Source organism: Shewanella sp. c952, assembly GCF_019654975.1.
GTDB lineage: Bacteria > Pseudomonadota > Gammaproteobacteria > Enterobacterales > Shewanellaceae > Shewanella.
Genome location: NZ_BPEW01000032.1, coordinates 13,496 through 37,669, shown reverse-complemented (window position 1 = coordinate 37,669; position 24,174 = coordinate 13,496). Strand labels below are relative to the sequence as shown.

General features: G+C 43.5%; 25 protein-coding genes. 19 read left to right on the top strand and 6 right to left on the bottom strand.

The annotated features are described in order from the left end of the window. Positions 1 to 44: 44 nt before the first annotated feature. Together K5R16_RS17650 and K5R16_RS17645 are read right to left on the bottom strand one after the other, a co-directional pair. Positions 45 to 641 (bottom strand): DUF6624 domain-containing protein, encoded by a 597-nt coding sequence (locus tag K5R16_RS17650; protein ID WP_220739091.1) that lies wholly within the window; start codon positions 639 to 641, stop codon positions 45 to 47. A gap of 117 nt (positions 642 to 758) precedes the next feature. Continuing rightward, entirely contained in the window at positions 759 to 1,253 is a 495-nt protein-coding gene (locus K5R16_RS17645; protein WP_220739090.1) for a hypothetical protein, read from the bottom strand. Positions 1,254 to 2,421: 1,168 nt separating this feature from the next. On the opposite strand from K5R16_RS17645, the gene mtnN reads away from it, so the two are divergent. The 6 genes from mtnN (at position 2,422) to K5R16_RS17615 (ending at position 6,320) form a co-directional block, all read left to right on the top strand. Further along, positions 2,422 to 3,114: a 5'-methylthioadenosine/S-adenosylhomocysteine nucleosidase gene (gene mtnN, locus K5R16_RS17640; RefSeq protein ID WP_220739089.1), complete on the top strand. Its 693-nt coding sequence runs from the start codon at positions 2,422 to 2,424 to the stop codon at positions 3,112 to 3,114. A 42-nt stretch (positions 3,115 to 3,156) separates the two neighbouring features. Beyond that, on the top strand, positions 3,157 to 4,152 hold the full coding sequence (locus tag K5R16_RS17635) for a cobalamin biosynthesis protein (protein ID WP_220739088.1): 996 nt from the start codon (positions 3,157 to 3,159) through the stop codon (positions 4,150 to 4,152). Positions 4,153 to 4,305: 153 nt separating this feature from the next. Further along, positions 4,306 to 4,683 carry a DUF2721 domain-containing protein gene (locus K5R16_RS17630; protein ID WP_220739113.1) on the top strand — a complete coding sequence of 126 codons (378 nt, stop codon included), beginning with the start codon at positions 4,306 to 4,308 and terminating at the stop codon, positions 4,681 to 4,683. Next, positions 4,680 to 5,306 (top strand): trimeric intracellular cation channel family protein, encoded by a 627-nt coding sequence (locus K5R16_RS17625; RefSeq protein WP_220739086.1) that lies wholly within the window; start codon positions 4,680 to 4,682, stop codon positions 5,304 to 5,306. The genes K5R16_RS17630 and K5R16_RS17625 overlap by 4 nt, the downstream gene beginning before the upstream one ends. Beyond that, complete coding sequence (locus K5R16_RS17620) at positions 5,303 to 5,782, top strand: nuclear transport factor 2 family protein (RefSeq protein WP_220739084.1); 480 nt, start codon at positions 5,303 to 5,305, stop codon at positions 5,780 to 5,782. The genes K5R16_RS17625 and K5R16_RS17620 overlap by 4 nt, the downstream gene beginning before the upstream one ends. 136 nt (positions 5,783 to 5,918) lie before the next feature. Next, the gene (locus K5R16_RS17615; RefSeq protein WP_220739082.1) at positions 5,919 to 6,320 is read left to right on the top strand and encodes a hypothetical protein; all 402 of its coding nucleotides are present in this window, start codon (positions 5,919 to 5,921) and stop codon (positions 6,318 to 6,320) included. A 318-nt stretch (positions 6,321 to 6,638) separates the two neighbouring features. On the opposite strand, the gene tyrS is transcribed toward K5R16_RS17615, so the two are convergent. After that, on the bottom strand, positions 6,639 to 7,835 hold the full coding sequence (gene tyrS / locus K5R16_RS17610) for a tyrosine--tRNA ligase (RefSeq protein WP_220739080.1): 1,197 nt from the start codon (positions 7,833 to 7,835) through the stop codon (positions 6,639 to 6,641). A gap of 126 nt (positions 7,836 to 7,961) precedes the next feature. Between tyrS and K5R16_RS17605 the strand changes: the two genes are divergently transcribed. The 5 genes from K5R16_RS17605 (at position 7,962) to K5R16_RS17585 (ending at position 12,442) form a co-directional block, all read left to right on the top strand. After that, the gene (locus tag K5R16_RS17605; protein WP_220739078.1) at positions 7,962 to 9,362 is read left to right on the top strand and encodes a peptidoglycan DD-metalloendopeptidase family protein; all 1,401 of its coding nucleotides are present in this window, start codon (positions 7,962 to 7,964) and stop codon (positions 9,360 to 9,362) included. 38 nt (positions 9,363 to 9,400) lie between these two features. Continuing rightward, complete coding sequence (locus K5R16_RS17600; RefSeq protein ID WP_220739076.1) at positions 9,401 to 10,510, top strand: anhydro-N-acetylmuramic acid kinase; 1,110 nt, start codon at positions 9,401 to 9,403, stop codon at positions 10,508 to 10,510. Positions 10,511 to 10,719: 209 nt separating this feature from the next. Then, entirely contained in the window at positions 10,720 to 11,415 is a 696-nt protein-coding gene (gene aqpZ, locus K5R16_RS17595; protein ID WP_220739074.1) for an aquaporin Z, read from the top strand. Between the two features lie 133 nt (positions 11,416 to 11,548). Continuing rightward, positions 11,549 to 11,929, top strand: coding sequence for a DUF2750 domain-containing protein (locus K5R16_RS17590; protein ID WP_220739072.1), 381 nt, complete (start codon positions 11,549 to 11,551; stop codon positions 11,927 to 11,929). Between the two features lie 69 nt (positions 11,930 to 11,998). Next, entirely contained in the window at positions 11,999 to 12,442 is a 444-nt protein-coding gene (locus K5R16_RS17585; protein WP_259649918.1) for a hypothetical protein, read from the top strand. A gap of 185 nt (positions 12,443 to 12,627) precedes the next feature. Here K5R16_RS17585 and erpA read toward each other — a convergent pair whose 3' ends face one another. Next, a complete protein-coding gene (gene erpA, locus K5R16_RS17580) occupies positions 12,628 to 12,978 on the bottom strand; it encodes an iron-sulfur cluster insertion protein ErpA (protein WP_020913868.1) in 351 nt (116 codons plus the stop codon). Beyond that, complete coding sequence (locus tag K5R16_RS17575; RefSeq protein ID WP_220739070.1) at positions 12,971 to 13,774, bottom strand: DUF6776 family protein; 804 nt, start codon at positions 13,772 to 13,774, stop codon at positions 12,971 to 12,973. Before K5R16_RS17575 ends, erpA begins: the two co-directional genes overlap by 8 nt. Positions 13,775 to 13,840: 66 nt before the next feature. On the opposite strand from K5R16_RS17575, the gene K5R16_RS17570 reads away from it, so the two are divergent. The 6 genes from K5R16_RS17570 to K5R16_RS17545 all read left to right on the top strand — a co-directional run bounded on the left by K5R16_RS17570 (position 13,841) and on the right by K5R16_RS17545 (position 19,882). Then, positions 13,841 to 15,556, top strand: coding sequence for a chloride channel protein (locus K5R16_RS17570; RefSeq protein ID WP_220739068.1), 1,716 nt, complete (start codon positions 13,841 to 13,843; stop codon positions 15,554 to 15,556). 583 nt (positions 15,557 to 16,139) lie between these two features. Then, the gene (locus K5R16_RS17565; RefSeq protein ID WP_220739066.1) at positions 16,140 to 16,460 is read left to right on the top strand and encodes a c-type cytochrome; all 321 of its coding nucleotides are present in this window, start codon (positions 16,140 to 16,142) and stop codon (positions 16,458 to 16,460) included. Continuing rightward, entirely contained in the window at positions 16,460 to 17,686 is a 1,227-nt protein-coding gene (locus K5R16_RS17560; RefSeq protein ID WP_220739065.1) for a sulfite oxidase, read from the top strand. Before K5R16_RS17565 ends, K5R16_RS17560 begins: the two co-directional genes overlap by 1 nt. Further along, the gene (locus tag K5R16_RS17555) at positions 17,686 to 18,093 is read left to right on the top strand and encodes a cytochrome C (RefSeq protein WP_220739063.1); all 408 of its coding nucleotides are present in this window, start codon (positions 17,686 to 17,688) and stop codon (positions 18,091 to 18,093) included. Before K5R16_RS17560 ends, K5R16_RS17555 begins: the two co-directional genes overlap by 1 nt. 1 nt (position 18,094) lies before the next feature. Next, on the top strand, positions 18,095 to 18,502 hold the full coding sequence (locus tag K5R16_RS17550; RefSeq protein ID WP_259649917.1) for a cytochrome c: 408 nt from the start codon (positions 18,095 to 18,097) through the stop codon (positions 18,500 to 18,502). A gap of 534 nt (positions 18,503 to 19,036) precedes the next feature. Further along, on the top strand, positions 19,037 to 19,882 hold the full coding sequence (locus K5R16_RS17545) for a glucosaminidase domain-containing protein (protein ID WP_374758406.1): 846 nt from the start codon (positions 19,037 to 19,039) through the stop codon (positions 19,880 to 19,882). Positions 19,883 to 19,957: 75 nt separating this feature from the next. Here the strand turns inward: K5R16_RS17545 and K5R16_RS17540 are convergent, their stop codons facing one another. Beyond that, complete coding sequence (locus K5R16_RS17540; protein ID WP_220739059.1) at positions 19,958 to 21,820, bottom strand: methyl-accepting chemotaxis protein; 1,863 nt, start codon at positions 21,818 to 21,820, stop codon at positions 19,958 to 19,960. A gap of 410 nt (positions 21,821 to 22,230) precedes the next feature. Between K5R16_RS17540 and K5R16_RS17535 the strand changes: the two genes are divergently transcribed. Together K5R16_RS17535 and K5R16_RS17530 are read left to right on the top strand one after the other, a co-directional pair. Continuing rightward, entirely contained in the window at positions 22,231 to 23,184 is a 954-nt protein-coding gene (locus K5R16_RS17535; RefSeq protein WP_220739057.1) for an ornithine cyclodeaminase family protein, read from the top strand. Positions 23,185 to 23,625: 441 nt separating this feature from the next. Further along, positions 23,626 to 24,159 (top strand): RNA polymerase sigma factor, encoded by a 534-nt coding sequence (locus K5R16_RS17530; protein ID WP_220739055.1) that lies wholly within the window; start codon positions 23,626 to 23,628, stop codon positions 24,157 to 24,159. Positions 24,160 to 24,174 lie beyond the last annotated feature (15 nt).

Sequence of the window (24,174 nt, the reverse complement as noted above, 5' to 3'; positions counted from 1 at the left end):
CCAACTGTTTCTTGTCCTGCTTTAATGACTTGATATATCTAAATTTAGTTAAGTTCTATATCTGGATGATCTTTAATCCCATACATTTTTTCCATTACCTTTCGATAAAATTTTAGTGACGGCATGTTCATTTTTTTTCGACGTTTATCTACATTAGCTTCATCCTCTATGGGGCTGAAAATGACTTGACCTTCACTCAAGTCCGCTTGAGTACCATAGATTTGTTTTTTTCCTTGAGCGATAAGAACCCTATCGGTTAACAGTGCAACTTGTTGCCCACTAACACCTCCATTATTTAAATATGATTTTTCTAGATAAGGTAACATTTCTTCTTTAAATGCGATATCTGGAGAGTGTTGAATAATTAAAAAAGCAGCTCCAATACCTTCAACTTCAACTAACTGTTTAGTTAACCAAGAATGTTCTTTTATAATATCTTTAAGCCTATCTGTATTACTCTGATCTATTTCTCGTAGTTTTTCTAACAATTCCTTTGGCGAATTTTTCCAGCCTGCTTTCCCTAGTTCACTTCGTATTTGTTGATCTTTACTACCCATATCAATTAGCTGTTTCTGAAGTGGTAAATTTACTTCTGCAAAAGATATGAATGGAATAAATAATAGAGTTATTAAATAGCGCATAGTTGGAACATTCCCTGTACATATAACAACGCCCTGTTAACAGGCTAAATATAGTTGGCTATAATGAGCGACAAAGGAGCAAAAGCCAACTGTATTCCCCCCCTGTTTAACAGCTTGTCATACGCTTTTATATTCAGACACCCAAGGGTCCGTGCATCCAGTTTCAATATATACTTCTATTGTATTATTGATTAAATTCCTAGCTAGTTTAATAAATTCTACAGAGTAGCCAGGGCGAACCTTATCTTTTGGTGATTCGTAAATATATCTATCTTCAATAAATGTATTTGCATAACGCTCTATCAATCTTCTAGATTTAGTTGCAGGAATTCCGTCTTTTGTTGGTGAAATTCCAAATCGACTACAAACCTCAGTTGGTAATTTATTAGCAAGCTTATTTAAATCATGACCACGTTTTGAATTATAGGTTTCGCAAACTTCACCTTCATGTTGATCAGATTTAGAAATGAAACTTTTAAGTAGCATTTCGATCGAAAGTGCTGCATTGATTTGTGCTTGCCGATGCAAATAGTTATGCGTTGCAAGTAACTCTGCTGCTAAACAATATCGATTTGCCTCTTCAACCATCCATGCTCTATGTACAATTTCCATGCCTGACTCCATAGTGAAGCGTATAACAGTATATTAGGCTGAATTCCGCATAAGAACGGTCTTAATAAGAACAAGCGGCTAGTACTTTAATCACTCAAGACTAACAGTAAAACAGTGTATCAACAATGAGTTATAACATAGAAAAAACTGATTCCCTGTTTCTTTGCCTGAGTGAAACAAAGAACCTCTATCATTGCATAAAGTGCAATGTTCACGCAGGAGGAAAAGTCTCTAGGCTGCGGCATATATGATAATTCGGGGCAGATCTTTTATCTTGCGCCCCACATTAGCTTTTGTAAGCCCAAAGCTTTAATTGTGCTACTTACCATTTTTATCAGTGAAAATGACTTTGGGGCAAAAGTTAGTTTTCAAAAGCTTACAGAACACACAACTCCCCATCGGAGTTGCCGAAGTATGTTGAAGAAATAACCGTAATGCCCACACGGATGTGGGCATAGTTTTCGCGGGACAGGCCGTTCTTTGGCATCCATGCCATCACGGCATTCGCAAATCCATTTACATCAGATGTTCCATCGGAAGCGTTAGGTGATTTCAAATAAGTACGAGGGGGACAACTTCGTCTGGGGCGCTGAGGGATTGTCAAGGGGCGCAAGCGCTTTGCCCCTTGGCTCGGGTGTGGGCGAAGCGCCACGACTTAGGTCAAGCGTAGCTTGATAAAACTTATAGAGGTCCAACTAACTTTGGGGCATTTCCTTGTTAGAAATCCAAACTCTACAGCCTAATGATTATTCCAATTATCCAAGTGCAGATACGGCCGCGACCGTCCATGACATGGACGTCATGGCCGAGCTTCCATGGATGGACTTGCTGCGTGTCACAGCAGTGTCTACACATGCGATCGTTCATTCACATTTAACCCATAGGGATATGGGAAATGTCATAATGGTGTAGAGAACACAAGTTCAAACAGGTTGCTTGGCAACACAATTCAAAAAATGTAATCAGTCTTCATTCGAAGGCCAATTAACTTTGAGACACGTCCCAGTTAACCACTAGCAAAGGCAACTCCAATGGCTTGCAGCTAGCAAGCTGCAGCTAGCCGTGCTTGCACCATATCTCAACTTACCACTATGGCTTTTTCACTATCACCATAGGCCGTGGTATATTAGCGCCCATAATCATTCAGGCAGTTAAAAAAGGTCATTTCATGAAAATCGGTATTATTGGCGCTATGGAGCCAGAAGTTGCGCATTTAGTTGAATCGATGGAAAATTCGACTTCTACCACTATTGCGGGTATCGAGTTTGTCGCCGGTCAATTAGCCGGAAAAGACGTTATTGTCACTCGCTCTGGGATCGGTAAAGTTACTGCGAGTATCGCGACGACACTGCTTATTGAAAAATATGCACCCGATGTCATTATCAATACAGGTTCTGCAGGCGGTTTCGCTGCTGACCTTGCTATTGGCGATATTGTTATCTCATCAGAAGTGCGTCATCACGATGTTGATGTGACCGCTTTTGGTTATGAAATTGGCCAAATGGCACAACAACCAGCGGCGTTTATTCCAGATGCAGCGCTGGTTGCAGCGGCGCAAAAAGCCGTTGCTAGCCTAGGTGAAGTGAAAGCAATTGAGGGGCTAATTTGTACTGGCGATAGCTTTATTTGCGATCCTGTGCGAACTAAGACTATGTTAGAGAACTTTCCTACAATGGCAGCGTGCGAAATGGAAGCGGCGGCAATTGCTCAAGTATGCCATCAGTTTAGCGTTCCTTTTGTGGTTATCCGTTCGCTTTCAGATAATGCTAACGATGACTCAGCAGTCGATTTTGACGAATATATTGTTAAAGCCGGTCTGCATTCAGCCTTAATGGTTATCGCACTCATTAAGCAACTGTAAAGCTAGCTCTTTAGCCAGCAGAATAAGGATATATCAGCCACTATGGTTCCGGAGTTTACAAAAATCTTCTCTCAAGATAGTCAACTTTATATCGGTGCCTTAGTGCTGTTGATGTCGATCCTTTTAGCACGTATGGCGCCATTACCGCGCCAACTGCAACCTCTGGTGTGGCTAAGCAATTTAGCGATAAGTTTAAGTGTAAAAGTTAACCATACTCACCGTGCAGCATCACAACAGGTCATTGCAGGGGTGTTATCAACATTACTTTTAGTCATCCCCTTCTGGCTCATTATCAGCTTTTTTATCGAACTTGCTGAGTTTCCGTGGTTTTTTGAAGCTTTAGTTATCTACATTTGCCTGCAAGACGATCACTTTAGATATATTGCCCGCGAAGTATCCATTGCTATTCAACGGGATAATAAAGGCCGTGCTCGGGCACTATTGCAGCCTTGGCTCAATCGCAGCACTCAGTCATTGTCTAGTGTCGGCTTGAGTAAAGTCACCATAGAACGTTTAGCAACAACCCCGACCTATGGCATTGCCTCTACCGTGCTGTTTTACTGCATTGGGGGACTACCATTACTGCTAGCGGCTAGAATGCTTAAACAATTAGATAATGTTTGGCCAGTTTATAATCCACAGTATCGTTTCTTCGGCATTGCAGTGTATGCACTGAGTAGCATTGTTCATTTCATTCCCGCTAAACTTTGGAGCTTTACACTTGCGATTCAAGGCGGTCCAAAAAGTTTAGCCGTGTTGCTGAACCCTAAAATAAATGCAGTTCCAATTATTGAATATCAAACCAGTGCCGTTATCGCCAGTGCGCTTAACGTTGAGCTCGGCGGACCGGCCAAATTTCAAAGTGGTAAAAATGCCGATGAAAAAGTCATTTTGCCCAAATTAAAATATGGCCGCTTGCCCGAAGCCAGCGATATTCAACGTGCGTTAAAGCTTAATTCGATGGCGTTTGGCTTATGGATCTTTGCCATTATTCTGCTTCCAGCAATTTGGGGCACATTACGCATGTTAAATGGCTAGTTGGTCTTTTAGCTCCTAGCAGCTCGCCAGTGCGTTATAATTCAGCAAACAGCTGTAAATTCAGTCAGAAAAATACCATCATCTTGTATATATTATTGGCATTGGTACTATTGACTATTATCTCCGTTATGGGCTTTCGATTTGCTAGATAACATACATGTATCGCTTACTACGCCAGCATTGCTGTTTCCGGCAATCTCTTTGCTTTTGCTCGCCTATACCAACCGTTTTTTTGCGTTAGCCGCACTTATCCGCAACTTGAGCGCAGACGGCCAACCTGTCCACGACAGTCAGCTTAAAAACTTACGGCAACGAATTAGCATTATCAAAAGAATGCAAGAGTCCGGTGTTCTCAGTTTTGCACTGTGCGTTTTGTGCATGATTTTCATCTATATTGGCTTTAACAAAATTGGCTCGCTGATTTTTGGCTGTAGCTTGCTGTTATTGCTTTACTCACTGCTGTTGTCTGTCATTGAAATCCGTATCTCTGTCGATGCGCTAAACATCCACCTGAAAGAGCTCGACAAATGATAGATTGGATCTATTTCTTCGACCTGTGCGGAACCTCGGTATTTGCACTTTCTGGTGCACTTGCAGCTGGTCGACATAAAATGGATCCGTTTGGGGTGATTGTATTGGCCTCTGTTACCGCCGTGGGTGGCGGCAGTATTCGTGATGCAATATTAGGCGCTACGCCTGTATTTTGGATCCAAGACCCTAACTATATTATTGTTATTTTAGCGACCGTGCTGCTGACACTGATATTTGTGCGTAAGCCCAAACGTGTACCTCGATATATCTTTCCTGTGGCAGATGCCCTCGGTTTAGCGCTATTTACCATTATTGGCGCCGAAAAAGCCTTGAGCCTAGAGCTAGGAGGCATGATAGCAGTAGTGATGGGACTGATTACGGGAGTCGGTGGCGGTATCATACGCGATCTGCTTTGCCAACAAGTGCCCATGGTATTGCGCACAGAAATTTATGCGACAGCATCAATTATGGGTGGGATCTGCTACACCATTAGCTTATATTGGGGAGCGCCAGCTATGTTTGCGCTGCTGTTTGCTATGGCGACTGCATTAATAATAAGATTAGCTGCAATACGCTGGCATCTATCCTTACCTGCATTTGACTTAAAGACCCAACAAAAATGAGATTACAATTATTTAGTTTACTCTTGGTTTTTTTCAGTTTGCCAAGCTTCGCCAATATCGGCGACATGCCTAAAGAGCAACAACTAGCAGTCAAGTATATTAAGGCTCTCACTAGCCAAGATTACGCTAAGCTAACCTCATTTTATAATCGTGACAGCGTGTTTAATGACAGAACAGCCAAGCGTAAATACACTGGGAAACGCCACATATTAAGTTTTTTAAAACGTGCCCATAATGGCGTACTTGAGTACAACTTTAATATTGAGCATATGTTTAACTCAGGCTCTTTGGTTGTTCTCATTGGTAACTACCATTATAAAGGCCCTGGCGAGCAATTTGGTAAGCCTGGTCGTATTATTGACCTCGCCATTCCAGGGGTGACCACCTTAAACTTAGACATGACCAATCACCGGGTAAAAGAGCATCAAGATCTAATGGACTATCAAACCATGTCAGATCAGCTATCCACTCAATAACCGCTAAAACTTGCGAGTAAACTGCAAACCGAATAATTTTCGTGGGCGCTGGATCGCATTTTAAAACTGCTGTAGGAAACTTTTTCAATCTAACCTGTCAAAGCAATAGAGACATATTTTTTTGCTGTAGGTTGTTATGCGTTTTATCAATATTATTCGTCCCCTTTTTGCTGTTTCAGTCCTGTTCTGCAGCGCTGCGTCGGCCTATGAAAATCCGATCGTGGTTTCTTACGCTGTGCAGCCAATAAACAAGTTTAATCAGCAACTTGGTCAAGCTCAGCAGGAGTCGTTACAGTGGACTCAGGCACCGGAATCTATCTCAGCCCATTACTCTGGCGATAACTTTACCTTAGCGAGAATTAGAAACTTCGAGGGGAAGGTGGTCACTTACAGTGTTAGCCAACAGAATAGTAAGCACCCAAAAATGTTATTGATATTGTCGATGCAGAAACAGAAAGGTTTGTGGAGTGTAGATGCCGCTAAGCTTACTTGGCAATGTAAAAACGGCCTGCACTTTGGTACAGACCGTTGTCATTAATCAGCGCTTTATGGGCACTGTGGCAGTATAAATCTTTATATTAAAATAAAGCCTTATACCAATCAGTATAAAGATTTGATCGCTCAGCGAGAGTTTAACGGCTTTGAAGCAAGGCGATGAATGAAGAGCATAGTTATTCTACGCTCAAGTTCATTAACGCAGTATCAGAGCCGCTAAAACTCGCCTGTAGGAGTGTTTTGGGCTTGCTACTTCTACGTTGAATAAACTCATAAGGGAATAACCATTATGTCATTTATCCGCCTTGAATTAGCTTGCCAAAAACGCTCTGAGTAGATCAACTTCTTATACTGATTGGTATTATACCAAAGTGATTTTAGCGAACTTGCGCTTACCCACTTGGAAAACACCCGTTGTGCCAGCCGTTAGCTGCATACGTGTATCTTCAATCTTGTCACCGTCTATCTTAGCTGCGCCCTGCTTGATCATGCGCATTGCATCTGATGTAGAGCTAACCAGACCTGCTTCTTTAAGTAAGTTAGCAATCGCTATCCCGTCACCCGCTGCAATTTCTAGCTCTTGAATATCGCTAGGAAGCGCACCTTTTTGGAAGCGGTTGATAAACTCTTGATGGGCAGCGTCTGCAGCAGCTTCATCATGGAAACGAGCAATGATCTCTTTGGCTAATGCAATCTTTACATCACGCGGGTTAGCACCTGCTTCAATATCAGCTTTAAACTGCTCAATTTCTGCCAATGGACGGAACGAAAGCAACTCAAAGTAGCGCCACATCAACTCATCAGAGATAGACATGATCTTACCGAACATCTCTCCGGCTGGCTCACTCACACCAATGTAGTTGTGGGCAGACTTAGACATTTTCTTAACGCCATCAAGACCCTCTAGCAGCGGCATCATGATCACTGTCTGCGGTTTTTGCCCTGACGACTTCTGTAGTTCACGTCCCATCAGCAAGTTAAACTTCTGATCGGTACCACCCAATTCGACATCTGACTCAAGTGCTACTGAATCGTAACCTTGCAGTAATGGGTACATAAATTCATGAATCGCAATCGCTTGACCAGAACCATAACGCTTCTTAAAGTCATCACGTTCCATCATACGCGCAACAGTCTGCTGCGATGCTAAGCGGATCATACCCGCTGCGCCAAGTGGCTCTAACCAGCTTGAGTTAAATTCAATACGAGTTTTAGCAGGGTCTAAAATCTTAAACACTTGCTCTTTATAGGTCTCGGCATTAGCAAGTACTTGCTCACGCGTTAGTGGCGGACGAGTACTATTTTTACCACTTGGATCGCCGACCATACCAGTGAAGTCACCAATCAAGAAGATCACTTCATGACCTAGCTCTTGAAAGGTACGCATTTTGTTCAAAATAACGGTGTGGCCCAAGTGAATATCTGGCGCGGTTGGATCGGCGCCAAGTTTGATCTTTAGTGGGCGACCCTCTTTGAGCTTCTCCAGTAGATCCGCTTCAAGTAAAATTTCGTCAGTACCACGTTTAATTTCTGCTAATGCTTGCTCTAAATCAGCCATGTCGGCGGTTACTCCTGGGAGCGTAATCATAAAATCTGGGGACTAATGTTACTTGTTAGCCAGCACAAATGAAAGTGTGTACACTAAGGGGATCACTAAGAAAGAGCGAATTTGGTACCAAGGTCAATGGGAAAGGTTATAACTTTATTTAAATTACTGCCAAAATTACATCAAATACTCCTTTGTATCTTAGTTTTTGTCACCCTAATTATTGTGTTAATACCGTCAGATGATGTTCAAGCATCGAAGCAAACGGTGTCATCAAACGGTGAATATGGCTTAAATACACGTTATGACGTGCCTTTAGCATTTCGCACACCTACGCCTCCAGTAGATTCAGACTCGATCAATCAAAAAAATACTGAGATTCGAAAGCAGCCTTTGGCGCAAGCCTCTTCCCGTCATCAAGCGCCAACAGAACAAACAGCAGTAGATGTTGGACCAGTATTAAACGAAAAACATTTTCAAGTTAAGAGTGGTGACACCCTTGCAGCACTCTTTAGCCGTGCTGGTTTAACTGCAAAAGATGTCTACGATGTCACTCAATTGCCTAAGTCCAAAAAGAACCTGCTTAAAATCATGCCTGGCGATGAGTTAGTGATTGCGAAAAATGATAATGGCCAATTGGTGCAGCTACGCTATCACTTAGACAAGATCTCAACCTTAGTCGTCAACCGAGTTGATGATAAATATCAAGAGAGCATCAGCACTAAGCAGGTTGAAACTCGCAGTAAATTTGCCAATGCCACCATTGAAAATAACTTTTGGAATGCTGGCGTCTCCGCGGGCTTAACCCCAAACCAGATCATGCAACTGGCCACCATATATGGTTGGGACATTGATTTCGCGTTGGACCTTAGGAAAGGTGACAGTTTTGCCATTCTGTTTGAAGAGGAATACGCCGACGGTGAGTTTTTGCGTAACGGTAATATTCTGGCTGCAGAGTTTACTAATCAGGGCGACCTATACACTGCGGTGCGTTATAAAGACGGCAACTATTACTCTGCTGAAGGTCGCAGCATGCGCAAGGCGTTTTTGCGCTCACCGGTCGACTTTAAATATGTAAGCTCAAGCTTTAATCCGCGCCGCTTGCATCCGGTCACAGGCCAAGTGCGAGCCCATAGAGGGGTCGATTATGTTGCCGCCGTTGGCACACCGATTAAAGCCGCGGGTAAAGGCCGTGTAATAAAATCGGCCTATAATCAATACAACGGCAATTACGTTTTTATCAAGCACAATGACACTTACACCACCAAGTATCTGCACCTTAAAAAGCGTAAAGTTAAAACTGGCGCCTCTGTTAAGCAGGGACAAATTATTGGTACATTAGGCTCTACCGGACGAGTCACCGGCGCTCACCTACACTATGAGTTTATTGTGAACGGGGTACACCGCAATCCTCGCACCGTTAAGCTGCCAAAGTCTCAAGCTATTGCGAAAAAAGAGAAAGCCCAGTTTGCGATTGTCAGTAAAAAGCTAATGGGTGAGCTTGAACACAACAAACAAGTACAACTAGCATCGCACTAGGGCATGCTTAATCAAGGCTAACAGAAGAGATCAATACTATGAATAAAAGCTATTATATTGGTCTAATGTCAGGCACGAGCATGGACGGTGTTGACGCGGTACTGGTTAAATTCAGTGGCGACACACCTTCCTTGATAGAGCACCACTCGGAAGATATCCCTGCGGCTCTATTAAGAAACTTACAAAAGCTTTGCTTACCAGGCAATGATGAGATCAATCGATTAGGCCATCTCGATCGAGCGGTAGGAAAACTGTTCGCAAAAGCGGTCAATGTTCTGCTTGATAAAGCTGGCGTTGATAAACTTGCCGTTATTGCGATTGGCAGCCACGGCCAAACGGTTCGTCATATGCCCAACCTTGAGATGGGATTTACCCTGCAAATAGGCGATCCAAATACCATTGCAGCTGAAACTGGCATTGATGTAATCGCAGATTTTAGGCGTAAAGATATTGCCCTTGGTGGTCAAGGAGCACCGCTGGTTCCAGCCTTTCATCAGCATGTATTTGCCACGCCTAAGCATAAACGTATCATTTTGAATATTGGTGGTATCGCCAACATTACCTATTTACCAGGTAACACTGATGCTGTTACCGGTTTTGATACTGGACCAGGCAATACTTTAATGGACGCATGGATCCAATATCAGCAAGAGTTACCATTTGATAAAGATGGCGCTTGGGCCAAAGCGGGAACAACCGACGACAAGATGCTACAACATTTGTTATCTCATCCCTACTTTGCACTAAATGCGCCTAAAAGCACGGGGAGAGAGCTATTCAATCAAGCATGGTTAGAACAGCAACTCGCTGACTTTAATCACCTTAGTGATGCAGATATTCAATCAACGCTGCTCGATTTAACTTGTTTTAGTATTGCCAATGACACGTTAGCATTATCAACAGCAGGCGAGATGTATGTCTGTGGCGGCGGTGCTTATAATACCGAACTCATGTGCCGTCTAAAGCAACTTTTACCTCATTATAAAATCACTACCACAGCAGAACTGGGCATTAATCCACAATGGGTTGAAGGTATCGCCTTTGCTTGGCTAGCAATGCGCTTCCACCTAGGGTTACCAGGTAATTTACCTGCAGTGACAGGTGCAAGTCGTACAGCATTATTAGGCGGCAAGTTCAGTGCGCTTTAATGCACTAGATACAATATTACTCCTGCTCAACGAGTTCCCCACGACGCTTGCTTCCCAATTGAGCAAGCGTAATTTAGGTCATCAAATTAACATTTATTGAAATTATGCTTTATATTCAATAGCGAGTGCGCACACTTTACATAAAACCACATAATGAATTAGATCAGTTCATTGAGGTATGTCGGTCAAATCAAAAAGGATTAAGACTTATGAATATGTCTCAAAAAATGGCGGCTGAGTTTATCGGCACATTGTGGTTGGTGCTAGGCGGTTGTGGCAGTGCAGTGTTAGCCGCAGCTTTTCCGGAAGTTGGCATTGGCTTACTGGGTGTCGCCTTTGCATTTGGTCTCACGGTATTAACCATGGCCTACGCCATTGGCCACGTATCTGGCTGCCACCTAAATCCAGCGGTATCATTTGGCTTGTGGGCCGGAGGCCGTTTCCCAGCATCAGAGCTTGCGCCCTATATTATCGCCCAAGTATTGGGTGGTATCGCAGGTGCAGGTATTTTATATCTGATAGCATCTGGTCAAGATGGCTTTAGCCTAGCTGGCGGCTTTGCTTCTAATGGCTTTGGTGAACATTCACCGGGTGGATACAGCTTAACAGCTGCGCTGGTGTGTGAAGTGGTAATGACGCTATTTTTTCTTATCATCATTTTGGGCGCTACCGATGAGCGCGCCCCCAAAGGCTTTGCACCTATAGCGATTGGTCTTGGTCTTACGCTGATCCACCTGATTAGTATTCCGGTAACCAATACCTCGGTAAACCCAGCTCGAAGCACCGGACCAGCGCTGTTTGTTGGTGATTGGGCGCTGTCTCAGCTCTGGCTATTTTGGGTCGCACCGATTATCGGCGCCATACTCGCAGGGGTTATCTATAAGTTCTTTAACGCAAAAACATAGCATTCCCCAAAACAGAGCCGATTCGGCTCTGTTTTCTTTTTCATTCCTGCATGAAATGTTACTATCCACAGCAATTCGGCGCATTGCGTGCATAGCTTACGCTCGCCCCCTTTAAAATGAAGAGACGTACACCATGAGCAACAAAAGCAAAAGCTTAAAGCAAATTACTGAAATGACGCCAGAATCTCGTTACGACTACCTTGTTGAGCAAGTTAAAGAGCACAAAACCTTATGGTCATTACAAGACCTAGACGGTTGTGTAATGCTCACCACCGATGATGAAGATTGCATCCCGATGTGGCCAACAGAAGAAGCCGCTGCACTTTGGGCTGTTGATGACTGGAAAGATTGCCAAACACTAGCAATTCCAGTTGATGAGTGGTTAGAGCGTTGGGTTCCTGGTATGCAAGATGACGACTTGTTTGTCGCTGTATTCCCAGTACAAGATGATTTAGGTGTGGTGATCCCACCTTACGAACTTGAAGAGCGTTTAGCCCCTAAAAAGCGTCACTAATAACATATCGCTTTATGGCTAGCGATTAGCTAGCCTTTATTCCCTGCTGCATGCAAAAGAGATTAAAAAGTGGAAACCAATAATACCGCTAACAATACTGCCACCCCGACTAAAGTGAGCATGCCAAAACGGCTTATCGCTCTACTTACTTTTTTAGTGATAATTTCAGTCAGTGGCTTACTTGCCAAACAAGGTGTGCTGTTTAGTATATTGACCCTATTCATGGTACTGGCAATTATCGGCAGACAAAAAGCGGCATTAATCATGTTGCGGGTATACACCTCACTGCAACTCGCTATTGTTAGCATATTGCCTGTCGTGTTGTACGATCCAGAGAACCTTGCGGCTTCGGGTCCTTCAAATTTTGCTATCGGTAGCTTTAAAGCTCAAGTGCCAGACTGGATAATATTTAGCATATTGATTGTGTTAGCGATTGTACAAGTGTGGATAGCCTTCAATCGTAAGGTTAGCCTGTACTTTAATCGTGAAGTTAATCTCAATATTATGCGCTAAATAAGAGGCCGTAGCTCTTTCGAGCTTAGTTGTTGTTCGAGCTCAGTAACTTTCAAGGCTTAAACGATGATGCTTAGCTAGCTAACTGAAAGCTCTACAGCCCCTAGCAGACACAAAAAAGCCGTCAATTGACGGCTTTTTTAATCGGCGGAACTCAATCCGCCAGTTCTCAGTAAGCTATTGGCTTATACTGAGAAACTTGCACCACAACCACAAGTCGTTGTCGCGTTTGGATTCTTCACGAAAAAGCGTGATCCCTCAAGGCCAGAAGTGTAATCCACTTCGCCACCAACAAGGTATTGTAGGCTCATAGGGTCAACAACTAACTGAACACCCTGCTTCTCTACAGTAAAGTCGCCTTCGTTTACTTTCTCATCGAAAGTGAAACCGTATTGGAAACCTGAGCAACCACCACCAGTTACGTAAACACGTAATTTAAGGGCATCATTTTCTTCTTCATCAAGCAAGGTTTTTACTTTTAATGCAGCCGCATCAGTAAAGCTAATTGGCAAAGCATCTTCAGCTTGTTCAGTCATTACTACCTCTTACATCTATTTGCTGTGCAGAATTATCTAATACCTGACCGTTTTGTTCAAGTAATATGCTCTGCTCATTTTCATTCACAAGTAATTCTTGTGAACTATATTCCTGTTCAGTCTGTGACCCTTTAGTCCAGCGACTTGCTGGAACAACGACCTTAGCCTTCACTCTAGATAAGATGAAGCCTTCAGGTAAAGTGAATTCTGTTTCTAGAACCTGAAAATAGGTAAACTTAAATTTGAACGCTGCTTCACTTAATTCAGATAGCTTAATGGTTTTCGCTTTACCATCTTGTAGGCCAATAAAGCTCACCTCACTGCGCCCAGACACTGAACGGCGGCGTTTTTCAAGTTGAGTCAGCACCAATTTAAGACGGTACTGACGTGGTAACAGCTCCGGCATCAGCTCTAAACCATTAATCGCTATGCCTTCTGCACTGTTTTCTGGCGCCATCACGCTACGATAAAATGCCAGCTCACGAGAAAGCTCCTTCTGCTTCCCCTCTTGCTCTACAAACATAGCTTGCATGTTACTGTTGGCTTCTCGCTCTAATGCCAACTCAATATTGCGTGCTGCTAACGTATCGGCCTGCTCCTTTAACAGCACATTATACTCTTGGGTTCTATCTGCCTGTTGCTCGACTTTTGGCGTAAAATAACTAGAACCAACATCAAAACACAACGCCCCTAAAACAAAAGCGGTGACAATCAATAAAAATAAATATGCGCTAGAGGTACGAAATTGTCGCTCAATCACTTGCAAGCGATCGAGCCAACGATGATAATTTGCCATTAAGTAACAGCCCCTTAATAAAAATCTCACATTCGAATGTAAATGTGACAATCAAAAATTTTGGAAATGTCTGTGTATCAAACAATCGTTAAAATGCAGCAGCAAGTTAAAAAGTATCTCAGTACTGAACTTAAAGACACGCTTTCTCAAGCGAAGGTAAGTGTTCAGCTGTGTCTACTTGCATTGCTTTTCGCGTTGTTTGCATCAGGTGTCATCCTGCTTTTTAGATTGCTCTTAGTTTGGTTTGACACCTATACCCAGACTCAGGCTCTGAATTTTACGGATATCATCGATGACTGGCGAGTGTTATTGCCGCTTTTCGGATCTTTTTTGATCTGGGGCGTAGCAAAAATGGGATCTAAACGATATAAACGCATGGGAATTGCCTATGTAATTCATCGCGTTAAGCTACATTATGGCAAAATTCCACTGCAATCAGCCCCCGGTCAGTTCTTTCAAGCGCTGTTTGCCCTAGCAACTAACTTCTCTGTTGGCCGTGAAGGTCCAGCGATTCATCTCGGCGCCGTCAGTGCTAGCGTATTAGCTGAAAAATTCAAACTGCCCGATAACAGTGTCCGTATTATGTGTGCCAGCGGTATCGCTGCGGGTATCGCTGCCATTTTCAATGCGCCGCTAGCAGCGGTTATTTTTGTATTTGAAGTGGTGCTGCGTGAGTACAAAATTCACTACTTTTTCCCAGTAATGATCTCTGCTATTTGCGGCGCATTAAGCAGTCAGATAGTTTTTGGTAATGTGCATGAGTTTGAACAGATAGGTGCAGCAGTCATTCCCCTTAGCCAGTACCCACTGTTAGCACTATTTGGCATTGTACTGGGTTGTATTGCGGCCTTTTTTAACCGCTCACTACTGAGCATTACCGCAATGGGTCAAAAGTGGCCATTAATGCAAAGGCTGCTGTTGGCTGGAGCCATTACGACTTTAGTTGGGCTCGTGTTACCACAAGCTATTGGTAGCGGCGAACTGGCCATTGCAGAAACAATTAGTGAGCACCCAAGCATTTTATTTTTAAGCGCCATACTCATTGGCAAGATGGTGGCCACGATAGCTGCAATTGGACTTGGGATCCCTGGCGGTTTAATAGGTCCTTTGTATGGTATAGGCGCCCTGCTCGGCACAATACTCGGCTTAATTTGTGCTATGTGGTTCCCATCGATTGCACCTTATATTGGCCTTTACACCATTATTGGCATGACAGGTATGATGGGAGTTTGTTTAAGTGCACCACTAGCCGCTCTAGTAGCGCTCATAGAATTGACTGATAACGCTTCTATCATTTTACCGTCAATGTTTGTCGTTATTCCTGCGTTCTTAATCTCACACCAAGGGTTTAAAACCAAATCAATCTTCTTCAAGCAGCTTGAAATAATGGGGCTTGGTTATAAAGTCGCGCCAGTGAACCTAGGTCTACAAAAGGTTGGTGTTCGCCACCTTATGGATAAGCGATTTGTGATTGTTCGGGACGATGATGAGTTGCTATTAGAGGTGCTAAAACGCGCTGAAGGTCGCTCGGTATTAGCACGTAATACCAACAACGAAGTAGAGATGATCCAACTTGAATTGCAAGCCAGTGATACAGCCACCACCTTAACTAGACATCCGATCCAGGGAATAGCAGATACAGCCACCCTTAATGAGGTTTACCTGTGCTTGTCTAAAGAGCGACGCGGTGAGGTCTACATATATCAAGATAATGCAGACAATATAGTTGGCGTGATCAACTGGGCAACACTCCAAAAAGAGATCCGCTTAGGGCAAGTGTAAGTCGTTCAAGCTTACTTTTATTACGCGCCAATTTTGTAGTGATTCTTGGAGTTCAATATAAACTCATACATCGACTAAACCTTTAAAAAATGACGAGCCACTCGCCGTTAACCACCACTCAATCATTATTGGAACACCATGACTCTTTCGTCGACAATGACTAAAGAATGCGGTTATTTCTTGTTTCCAACCTCGCCCAAACAAAAAGCAGGCTTTCCTAGCAAGCTATAACCACAAGTTCAATAACCCAACAAAAATATCTCCCGCTGTTTTAGATTCGTATTTATCGAAAACAAACGTGCTTTATTGCCAGTTTTAAATCGAAAAAACAGTATCTTTTAGAACTTTTTAGAACTTTTCACAGGCCAAAGATCACATTTATCTGTAGTTTTACGATCTCAATCGCCAAGCGCATTACAACTGTACTGATTTATGTGCAGTCAAGAAATGTCGAGGCAATAATCGCATGTCCCGTTTGCAGTCTCTAGATATTAGTCACTTTAGAGCTGGACACTAAAACACCTAGGACATGCAGCCAACAATGTGAAAGTGGCGATAATTATCACCCCGACAAGGGCTATCTATGAGTGTTATGAAAATTAAGTTAGCTGCGTTTATTTTTGTACTCGCACCGCTTGCAGGACAAGTGCCACAATTGCAGGCACAAGACAGTCAAAAACTACTGAATATGTGTATCGCGTGTCATGGCGTCGATGGCAGTAACCTGTACGGTTCAATCCCCAACCTAAAGGGGCAAAATGCTGCGTATATGGTTGAACAGTTGAAACAATTCAAATCAGGTCAGCGTCAAGATAAGACGATGAGCAAGGTCGCGAAACTGCTTACTGAAAAACAGATGCAGCAGATGGCAAACTATTTTTATACTGGAAAGGAGCAACACTAATGGCTATCGATAGACGAAATTTTCTAAAAGGTGCTGTTGCAACCTCTGTATCTGTAATGCTGCCTACAAGTTGGGCGTTTGCTCAAAACCGCCCAGCAGGAATGGCACCGCTCGATGTATCTGCGGTGACCTGGTCAAAAGTCGATGACCTACCTAGCCATTTTAAAGTATTAAACTCAAACCCATTAAATGCGTTTCCACCTGAACACCTACTTGCTCCAGTAAAAACACCTGCCGATGTCGCGTTTATTCGCTGGAATGGTCAGATGCCCAACTTTGCTGAGATAGATGCAGACACATGGGAGTTCACCGTTGACGGTGAGTCAATTGAAACACCAAAAACCTACACCATTGCTGAACTTAAGCAAAAATTTAAAACCGTAACCCAGCAACTGGTCTTGGAGTGTGGCGGCAATAGCCGTGAGAACTTCTACCCTAACGCTAAGGGAAACCAATGGAGCAACACTGCTGTTTTCTGCGCAGAATGGACCGGTGTGTTAGTCAAAGATGTCCTTGCCGATTGCGGCGTTAAAAGTGATGCCGTATACACTGCTCACTATGGTGCAGATAAGCACATTAGCGGCAAAGGTGCAGCCATTTCACGTGGTGTACCGATTGACGCTGCGATGAATGAGAATGCCATGATAGCCTGGGGGATGAACGGCGAAGATATCCCTTATATGCATGGTTATCCGCTGCGAATAGTGTTTGGTGGTCGCCCTGGCTCAGTATCACAGAAATGTGCTGTAGGCATGGGCGTTCGAGACCGTGTTCATGACGGAAAGAAGATGGCCGCCCCCGCTTATCAAGTGCCTACTAACCCAGTAGCTCCAGGTGAGAAAGTCGACAATAAAGATTTTAAGATCATTGAGGAGATGATTGTTAAATCACTTATCACCGCACCACAAACTGGCGGAGAGTTGTCACTCGGAGACACATTGCAGGTTAGTGGACATGCTTGGGCTGGCACCCGTGACGTGGCAAAGGTAGAGGTCAGTTATGATTATGGCACCACTTGGCAGACTGCAGCGTTAACAAAAGCGGTAAACCCAATGGCATGGCAACAGTGGAATATCGAAATTAACCTACCTCAAACTGGCTATTATGAAGTCTGGGCGCGTGCAACCGACAGTAAAGGCGATACCCAGCCGATGGTTCAACCACAGTGGAACCCTAAGGGTTACCTCTTCAATGGTTGTCATCGTGTAGCAGTAAGGGTTGTATGATGAGAAAAGCACTCTTTTCTATAGCGGTGCTAAGCACAATATTAGTGCCTGTTGTGATGGCCGCTGACACCACTCAACTCAAAAGCTATCCCGTTGATCCCACCACAGGACTAATAATGGCACCGGGATGGGAAGTGGTTAAGCAGCAGTGTAATGCCTGCCATACCAGCCTAATCATTCCGCAGAATGTTGGCAGCCGAGAAGTTTGGCGCGATACCATTCAGTGGATGATCGATACTCAAGGCCTCTGGGATCTATCTGACACTTGGGAGCCAGTGCTTGATTACCTTGAAACCTATTACAACGAAACAGGCATTGATATGCAGATTTTCAGACGTAAGCCTTTGGATGCAGACAAAATGCCGCCCATGCCTAAGAAGCTATCATCAGCCAACAAGGAGCATTAATGTGCAGCACTCTATATTAAAATTTGCATGTTGTAGTGCATTAATGACTGGCCTAGCAGTTGGTAATGTACAAGCTGCTGACAACTCCTTTAAAGAGACTCTAGCCCTCAAAGAGCTAACTTTACCAAGTGAGATACTTAACTATCAAGCCGATGCAAGCAAAGGCGAGCAGTTAGCGAACCAACGTTGTATTGCTTGCCATGGTGACGCCATGCTGAAGATGATGGCAACCTACCCGAACCTCAAAGGACAGAAAGGTGCTTATCTGTTTAAACAGCTAGTACAGTTTAAACGTGGTGAACGTACCAACCCCATTATGCAGGCGCAAGCGAGTATGCTATCCGAAACTGAAATGAAAGATGTTGCACTCTATTATTCACAGCAAACAGCCGCCGATTTAAACCAATAACCAAGCTTCATCATCAAGCCCGGATATAACGCCGGGCTTTTACTTTTGTTGTAACATTGCCGCCTTTCTATTGCCTCACACTGCAACAACTCGCATGCTGAATAGCCGCGCTGATTCTATTCACTCTATATTCACCTCGCATTAAGCTTGATGGTGATATGCTGCCGCCCTCTAAGTTAAGTTAATAGAATTCAAGAATATTGACCAATCTTCGACTAGATTTAAACGGTAACCCACCCATTGCTAGTGCTTCATAAAAAGCAAATAAAGGACGCTTCAATGCTTAGAAAACCTCAAGTACAACTCGCGCTACTTGCAGCGGCTATTTTATCCCTCGTTTATGCTGCTAACTCTCAATTTAGCCCGGACAATGATAGCGCAGTCGTTAATACGACAGAGTCAGTTAAAAAAGCTGAAAAAGCGGCTAAGGTGATTGTCAATAAAAGCAGCAGCGAACAGCCCGATAACACAGCCTCAGAACAACACCTTGTTGCAGCAGATCTTGCAACAGAAGAGGGGTCGACGCAGACCCAAATGAGCTTCATTAAAGTCTCTGATGACAGACCGACTAAGGCTCCTAAAGATGTTCAAATTAACTCTCTTGATGAGCTTTCAAACCTGTTTGATTCACTCAATTACAATACAAAAAGTTGGAAAGATGGCAACCGAGAAGTTCCTAGACTGACCTTTGACTCGGTCAGTGAACGCTGGCAAAAAACCTCTAATCAAATTCCGGTACAACAAAAAAAGATGGTGTTCTTTCGATTACTGGCACCGCTAATATTAATGGCTAACGAGAATATTTTACTCGAGAGGCGCTTAATTGAATCAGCTCCTTTAGATGATATTGTATTACTCAATATCGCAGTGAAATATCGGATGATTAAGAGTGTTGCTCAACCCATAACCGAACAACAGCGACAGCAATTGCTTGAAGAGATAGATATTCTGCCGCCGTCATTGGTATTAGTGCAAGCAGCGGAAGAGAGTGGCTGGGCAACCTCAAGGTTTACTATCGAAGGTAATGCATTTTTCGGCCAATGGGATTTCAGTGGTAACGGTATGATCCCCAAGCAACAGCGAAAAGAACTTGGCAACTATGGTCTTGCCCGTTTTGATACTCCGTTAGCCTCTGTTGAAGGATATATGCTTAATCTCAATACCAATAATGCCTATAAGAAACTACGCAGTTTAAGGGCGAGCCTAAGGGCCAGTAACTCTCCGATAACCGGTATGGAACTGGCTGGAACCTTGGATAAATACTCTGAAAGAGGACAAGCTTATATCGATGGGATCAGACAGATGATTCGCTATAACAAGCTTGATCAAGTGGATGAGGCTTATTTAAGTGACGCCGCACCACTGCGTCTTGTTCCCTGAGCCTCCCCTCAGACAAGCTGCATAAAAAAAGGCTAGCAATTTAGGCTAGCCTTTTTTATCGCTCAAAGCATGAGGCTAGATTTTGAATTTACTCACTGCACGTTGTAAAAACTCAGCTCTCTCTTTTACATTTTCTGTTGCTGCAGAGTTTTCAGCGGCGGTATCGGCTGTGGCTTGAGCAATATCTCTAATCACCACCACGTTTTTATTTACCTCTGTCGCCACCATACTTTGCTCCTCAATCGCCGCAGCGATCTGAGTGCTCATATCCATAATATTAGTAACGTCACTGTTTATTTGTTGCAGTAGATCACCAGCTGACGCTGCCTGTATTGCGCTTTCATCACCTTGAATACGACTAGCGCTCATGACCTGCACAATGGAGCGTGTTCGGCTCTGAAGAGTTTGAACAATACTGGAGATCTCTTCTGTCGACTCTTGTGTTCTCAGCGCTAAACTACGCACTTCATCTGCCACGACTGCAAAGCCTCGCCCCTGCTCTCCTGCTCGCGCAGCTTCAATAGCCGCATTTAAAGCGAGTAAATTCGTCTGCTCAGCAATAGACTTAATCACACTTAACACGCTACCGATAGTTTCACTGTCTTTTTCAAGTTCATTAACAACGATTGAAGATTCATTAATTTGAAATGCTAATGACTGTATCTTTTCAATGGTTTGCTCTACGCCACGTTGCCCAAGCTGAGCATTTTCATGAGTGCTACTGGCCTTACTGGCCGCCAATTCAGTATTTTTAGCAATCTCCTCGATAGTCGCGCCCATCTCTGTGACCGCTGTTGCGACCATATCAGTCTCATTAAGCTGACTGGTCACCCCTTCTGAAGCCCGAGTCACGTTACTTGCGAGATCTTGGCAAGATTGGTTCATGGTATCGACCGATGTCGTGACCTGCTCAATAAGTTCCTGAAAGCTCTCAACCATACTGTTGAAGTGCTTGGCTATTTGGCCAAGTTCATCATCACTACTGTCATCACAGCGCATCGACAAGTCTTTGTTCTGTTCAATATGTGTGATCACCGCTGTGATCTGTTTAACTGGGTCAATAATACTGCGAATAATAACAAAAGTTGCGCCAGCTAAAGCCAGTGCAATTAATACAGCAATAGACAAACCCAAGAGAAATGCCGAGTCTTCTTTTTCTTCAATAGCTAAACGAGCTAATGATTCCAGTTGATTCAAGGCACTGTCAGTATTAGCAACTGCTTGTCTCAACTTGCCCATTTCGCCTTCGGTAATGCTAAGACCAAGTTGGCGCTCCTTAGCGACTAACTGCTTAAAGTCAGCACTATATTGCTTGATGAATTTTGCAATATCTTGCTTTGATGACTCCTCTAACAGCGATTGCGATAACACGCTATTAAACTGATTAATTCCTTCGTCAAACTTGGCAATATAGCTATCGCTGCGACGAAGCATAAAGTCTTTTTCTGCACGACGAAGCTGCAACATCTGCACCATTAATCGCGGCTCGTCATACTGCTTTACCAATGACTCAACCTGATGAACGGCGCTGCGAAGCGTGCCATATAGTCCAGACTTTGGGGTCAAGCCTATCTCTTGGTTTAGTGCGACGACATTTTTGAACGTATTACTGTACAAAGCCAAGTCACTATTAAATGCAGTGAGCGCCTCTGTAGGAATGCCATGGCGGGTAAACACATCATTGAGATCTTGGGTCAGTGTTTTAATATCATTATGATTTGATTGGTGTCTACCGACATACTTAAGGTCCAATCTAGACAGGAAATCTTTCTCATCACGACGCAAGCTTAACACTTCACTTTTAAGGCTAGAGATCTCTTGAGATGCTTTAGATAGTTCCGATTGAACTTGGCCAAAATAAAGCTGTAAACCAAACATAGCTGCAAGCGCAGCAATAGAGACCACAGCGCTTAAAAGCAACTTATGACGGATCAACATATAACCCCCAACAGCAAGATGAAAACATCTTATGAGTAACATTAACTAAGATCGCAATTCTACAACATTAAACTATTATTCACCGCAAATTTAATCATTAAAACTAGGGTTTGAGTTATTGACGGTTTAATGCAATGCCATTAATTACAACTGAGCAATAATAACGTATTGAGTAAATTAAGATTACCACGGCAAGCCTGATGATTATAAAGTCATCCAACCAGTTTAATTGAGCCCCATTTTAGCGATCTCAGCCGTCACTAACTGAACGATAAAAGTTTAGCCCGTTGTTATTTGTGTGTTTTTTATCCAACGATATCGAAACGAGTTGCAGCTCAATGGTACGAAAGTCGATTGACTCAACCAACCATCACAAATAGTATAAAGTATATTTAAAAGTAGGAGCCTGCATGTTAGTCATCAATGCCGAGTTAGTACACCAATCTTTAAGCTACCAAGAGCTAGTCAGCGCGCTCGATGAAACATTTTCCCGCCCTGCAGGAATGCCACAACGACAGGTGTTTAGCCTTGATGTATCATCCAGCCACAGTGATGCTTTTGCGGTACTGCCATCGTGGAACGAAAAAACCATTGCAGTAAAGGCTTTTACCTACTTTCCAAGCAATCCTAAAAAAGATCCAAACTTGGCTAGCCTCTATTCGAAAATCCTTATTTTTAGCCGCGAAACCGGTGAGCCACAAGCGTTAGTTGATGGCACTAGTGTGACCTACTGGCGCACAGCAGCGGTTTCAGCACTTGGCAGCCGGTATTTATCCCGTGAAAATTCAAGCAAGCTGCTAGTATGCGGCACTGGTAATTTGGCTTCATTTATGGCGCTTGCCCACGCAAGTGTTCGGCCTATCACTCAGATTAAGGTTTGGGGTCGCAGTGAAGTCAAAGCCCGGGCAACGATTGAGCTTGTACGTAATGAACGTCCAGATATTGAAGTGTTCTACTGCGATAATCTTGAAGCTAGCGTGCGTGAAGCAGATATCATTAGCTGCGCAACAGGCTCACCAACCCCTTTATTTCCTGGTGAGTGGGTACAAGCAGGTACCCATACCGATTTTGTCGGTAATCATAATCATGACCGCCGCGAATGTGATTCGGCATTGATTCAAAAGTCAGCGGTATTTGTTGATTCGAAAATCAATGTGTTTGCTGAAGCAGGTGAACTGCTGCTGCCGGCAGCAGAAGGCGTGTTCTCCCTCAATGATGTAAAAGGAGAGTTGGCTCAATTATGCCAATCTGGAACGCTAGCAAGAGAGAGTGCTGAACAAATCACCCTATTTAAAACGGTAGGCACAGCCCTTTCAGATCTTGTCGGCGCACAATTGGTTTATGCAAAAGTCAGCCAAGACTAAATCGCTACAAAAATGGGGTTGCCTATCAGCCCCATCAAACCTTGTTAGCCCCCTCTTTAGCCCGCTATCGCCTCAGCAACAACACCCAAGTTAATATTTATTTTATTTCTGTTTAAACCTTTTTATAGGTTAGCTTTGTCTAATACCAAGTGCATTAAGTATTTGGCCAGTTCAGAGCCCCTCAGTCTTTTCAATTCAAAGCGCATTGGTAAAGAAATGGTTATTCCCTTTTAAGCCAATGCAAAGCAGAAGTGGAAAGCCTGAGGAGCTCACGTAGTGTGGGTTTCAAATCGCTGTATGCTTCGCTTTGGGATTTGGATATAGAATAACTATTAGCTCAAGCCCCAATACTTGCCTACAGCGTTTTGAATTCCCGCTGAATGGTCAAACTTTTAATGCAATCGGCATTTACTATATCGGCAGGCACATAAGGAACATGTAGTGACAGCACAATTGAAGGTCTTACAACAGAGTTCATTTAATGAACCGGACCTTATCGATAGCGCCAAAAAAGGCGACAAAGCGGCGTTTAAGCAGCTTTATCAGCAACACCACAAACGAGTGTATGCGCTGTGCTTTCGCATTACAGGTCAAGTTGCCTTGGCGGAAGATGCCACTCAAGACTGTTTTGTTACTCTGTGGCAAAAGCTGCCTCAGTTTAAAGGGCAAAGCCAGTTCACCACTTGGTTACATAGCTTATCGGTAAATCAAGCACTGAATAGCCTAAAGAAGCATCGCTCTTTTTGGTCTCGATTTGTCGCCAGCGAAACCGATGTAGAAACGGTCAGTGATGAATATGAAGATCTCGACAAAATTTTGGTCAAGCTACCAGAGCGAGCTCGTATTGTTTTTGTGCTACATGCACTAGAAGGCTACAAACATGAAGAGATCGGTCAGCTTATGGGGATTGCTTCGGGAACCAGTAAGGCGCAGTACCATAGAGCACAAAAGTTATTAGCTGAAATGCTGGATTAAATGATGGTTAACAGG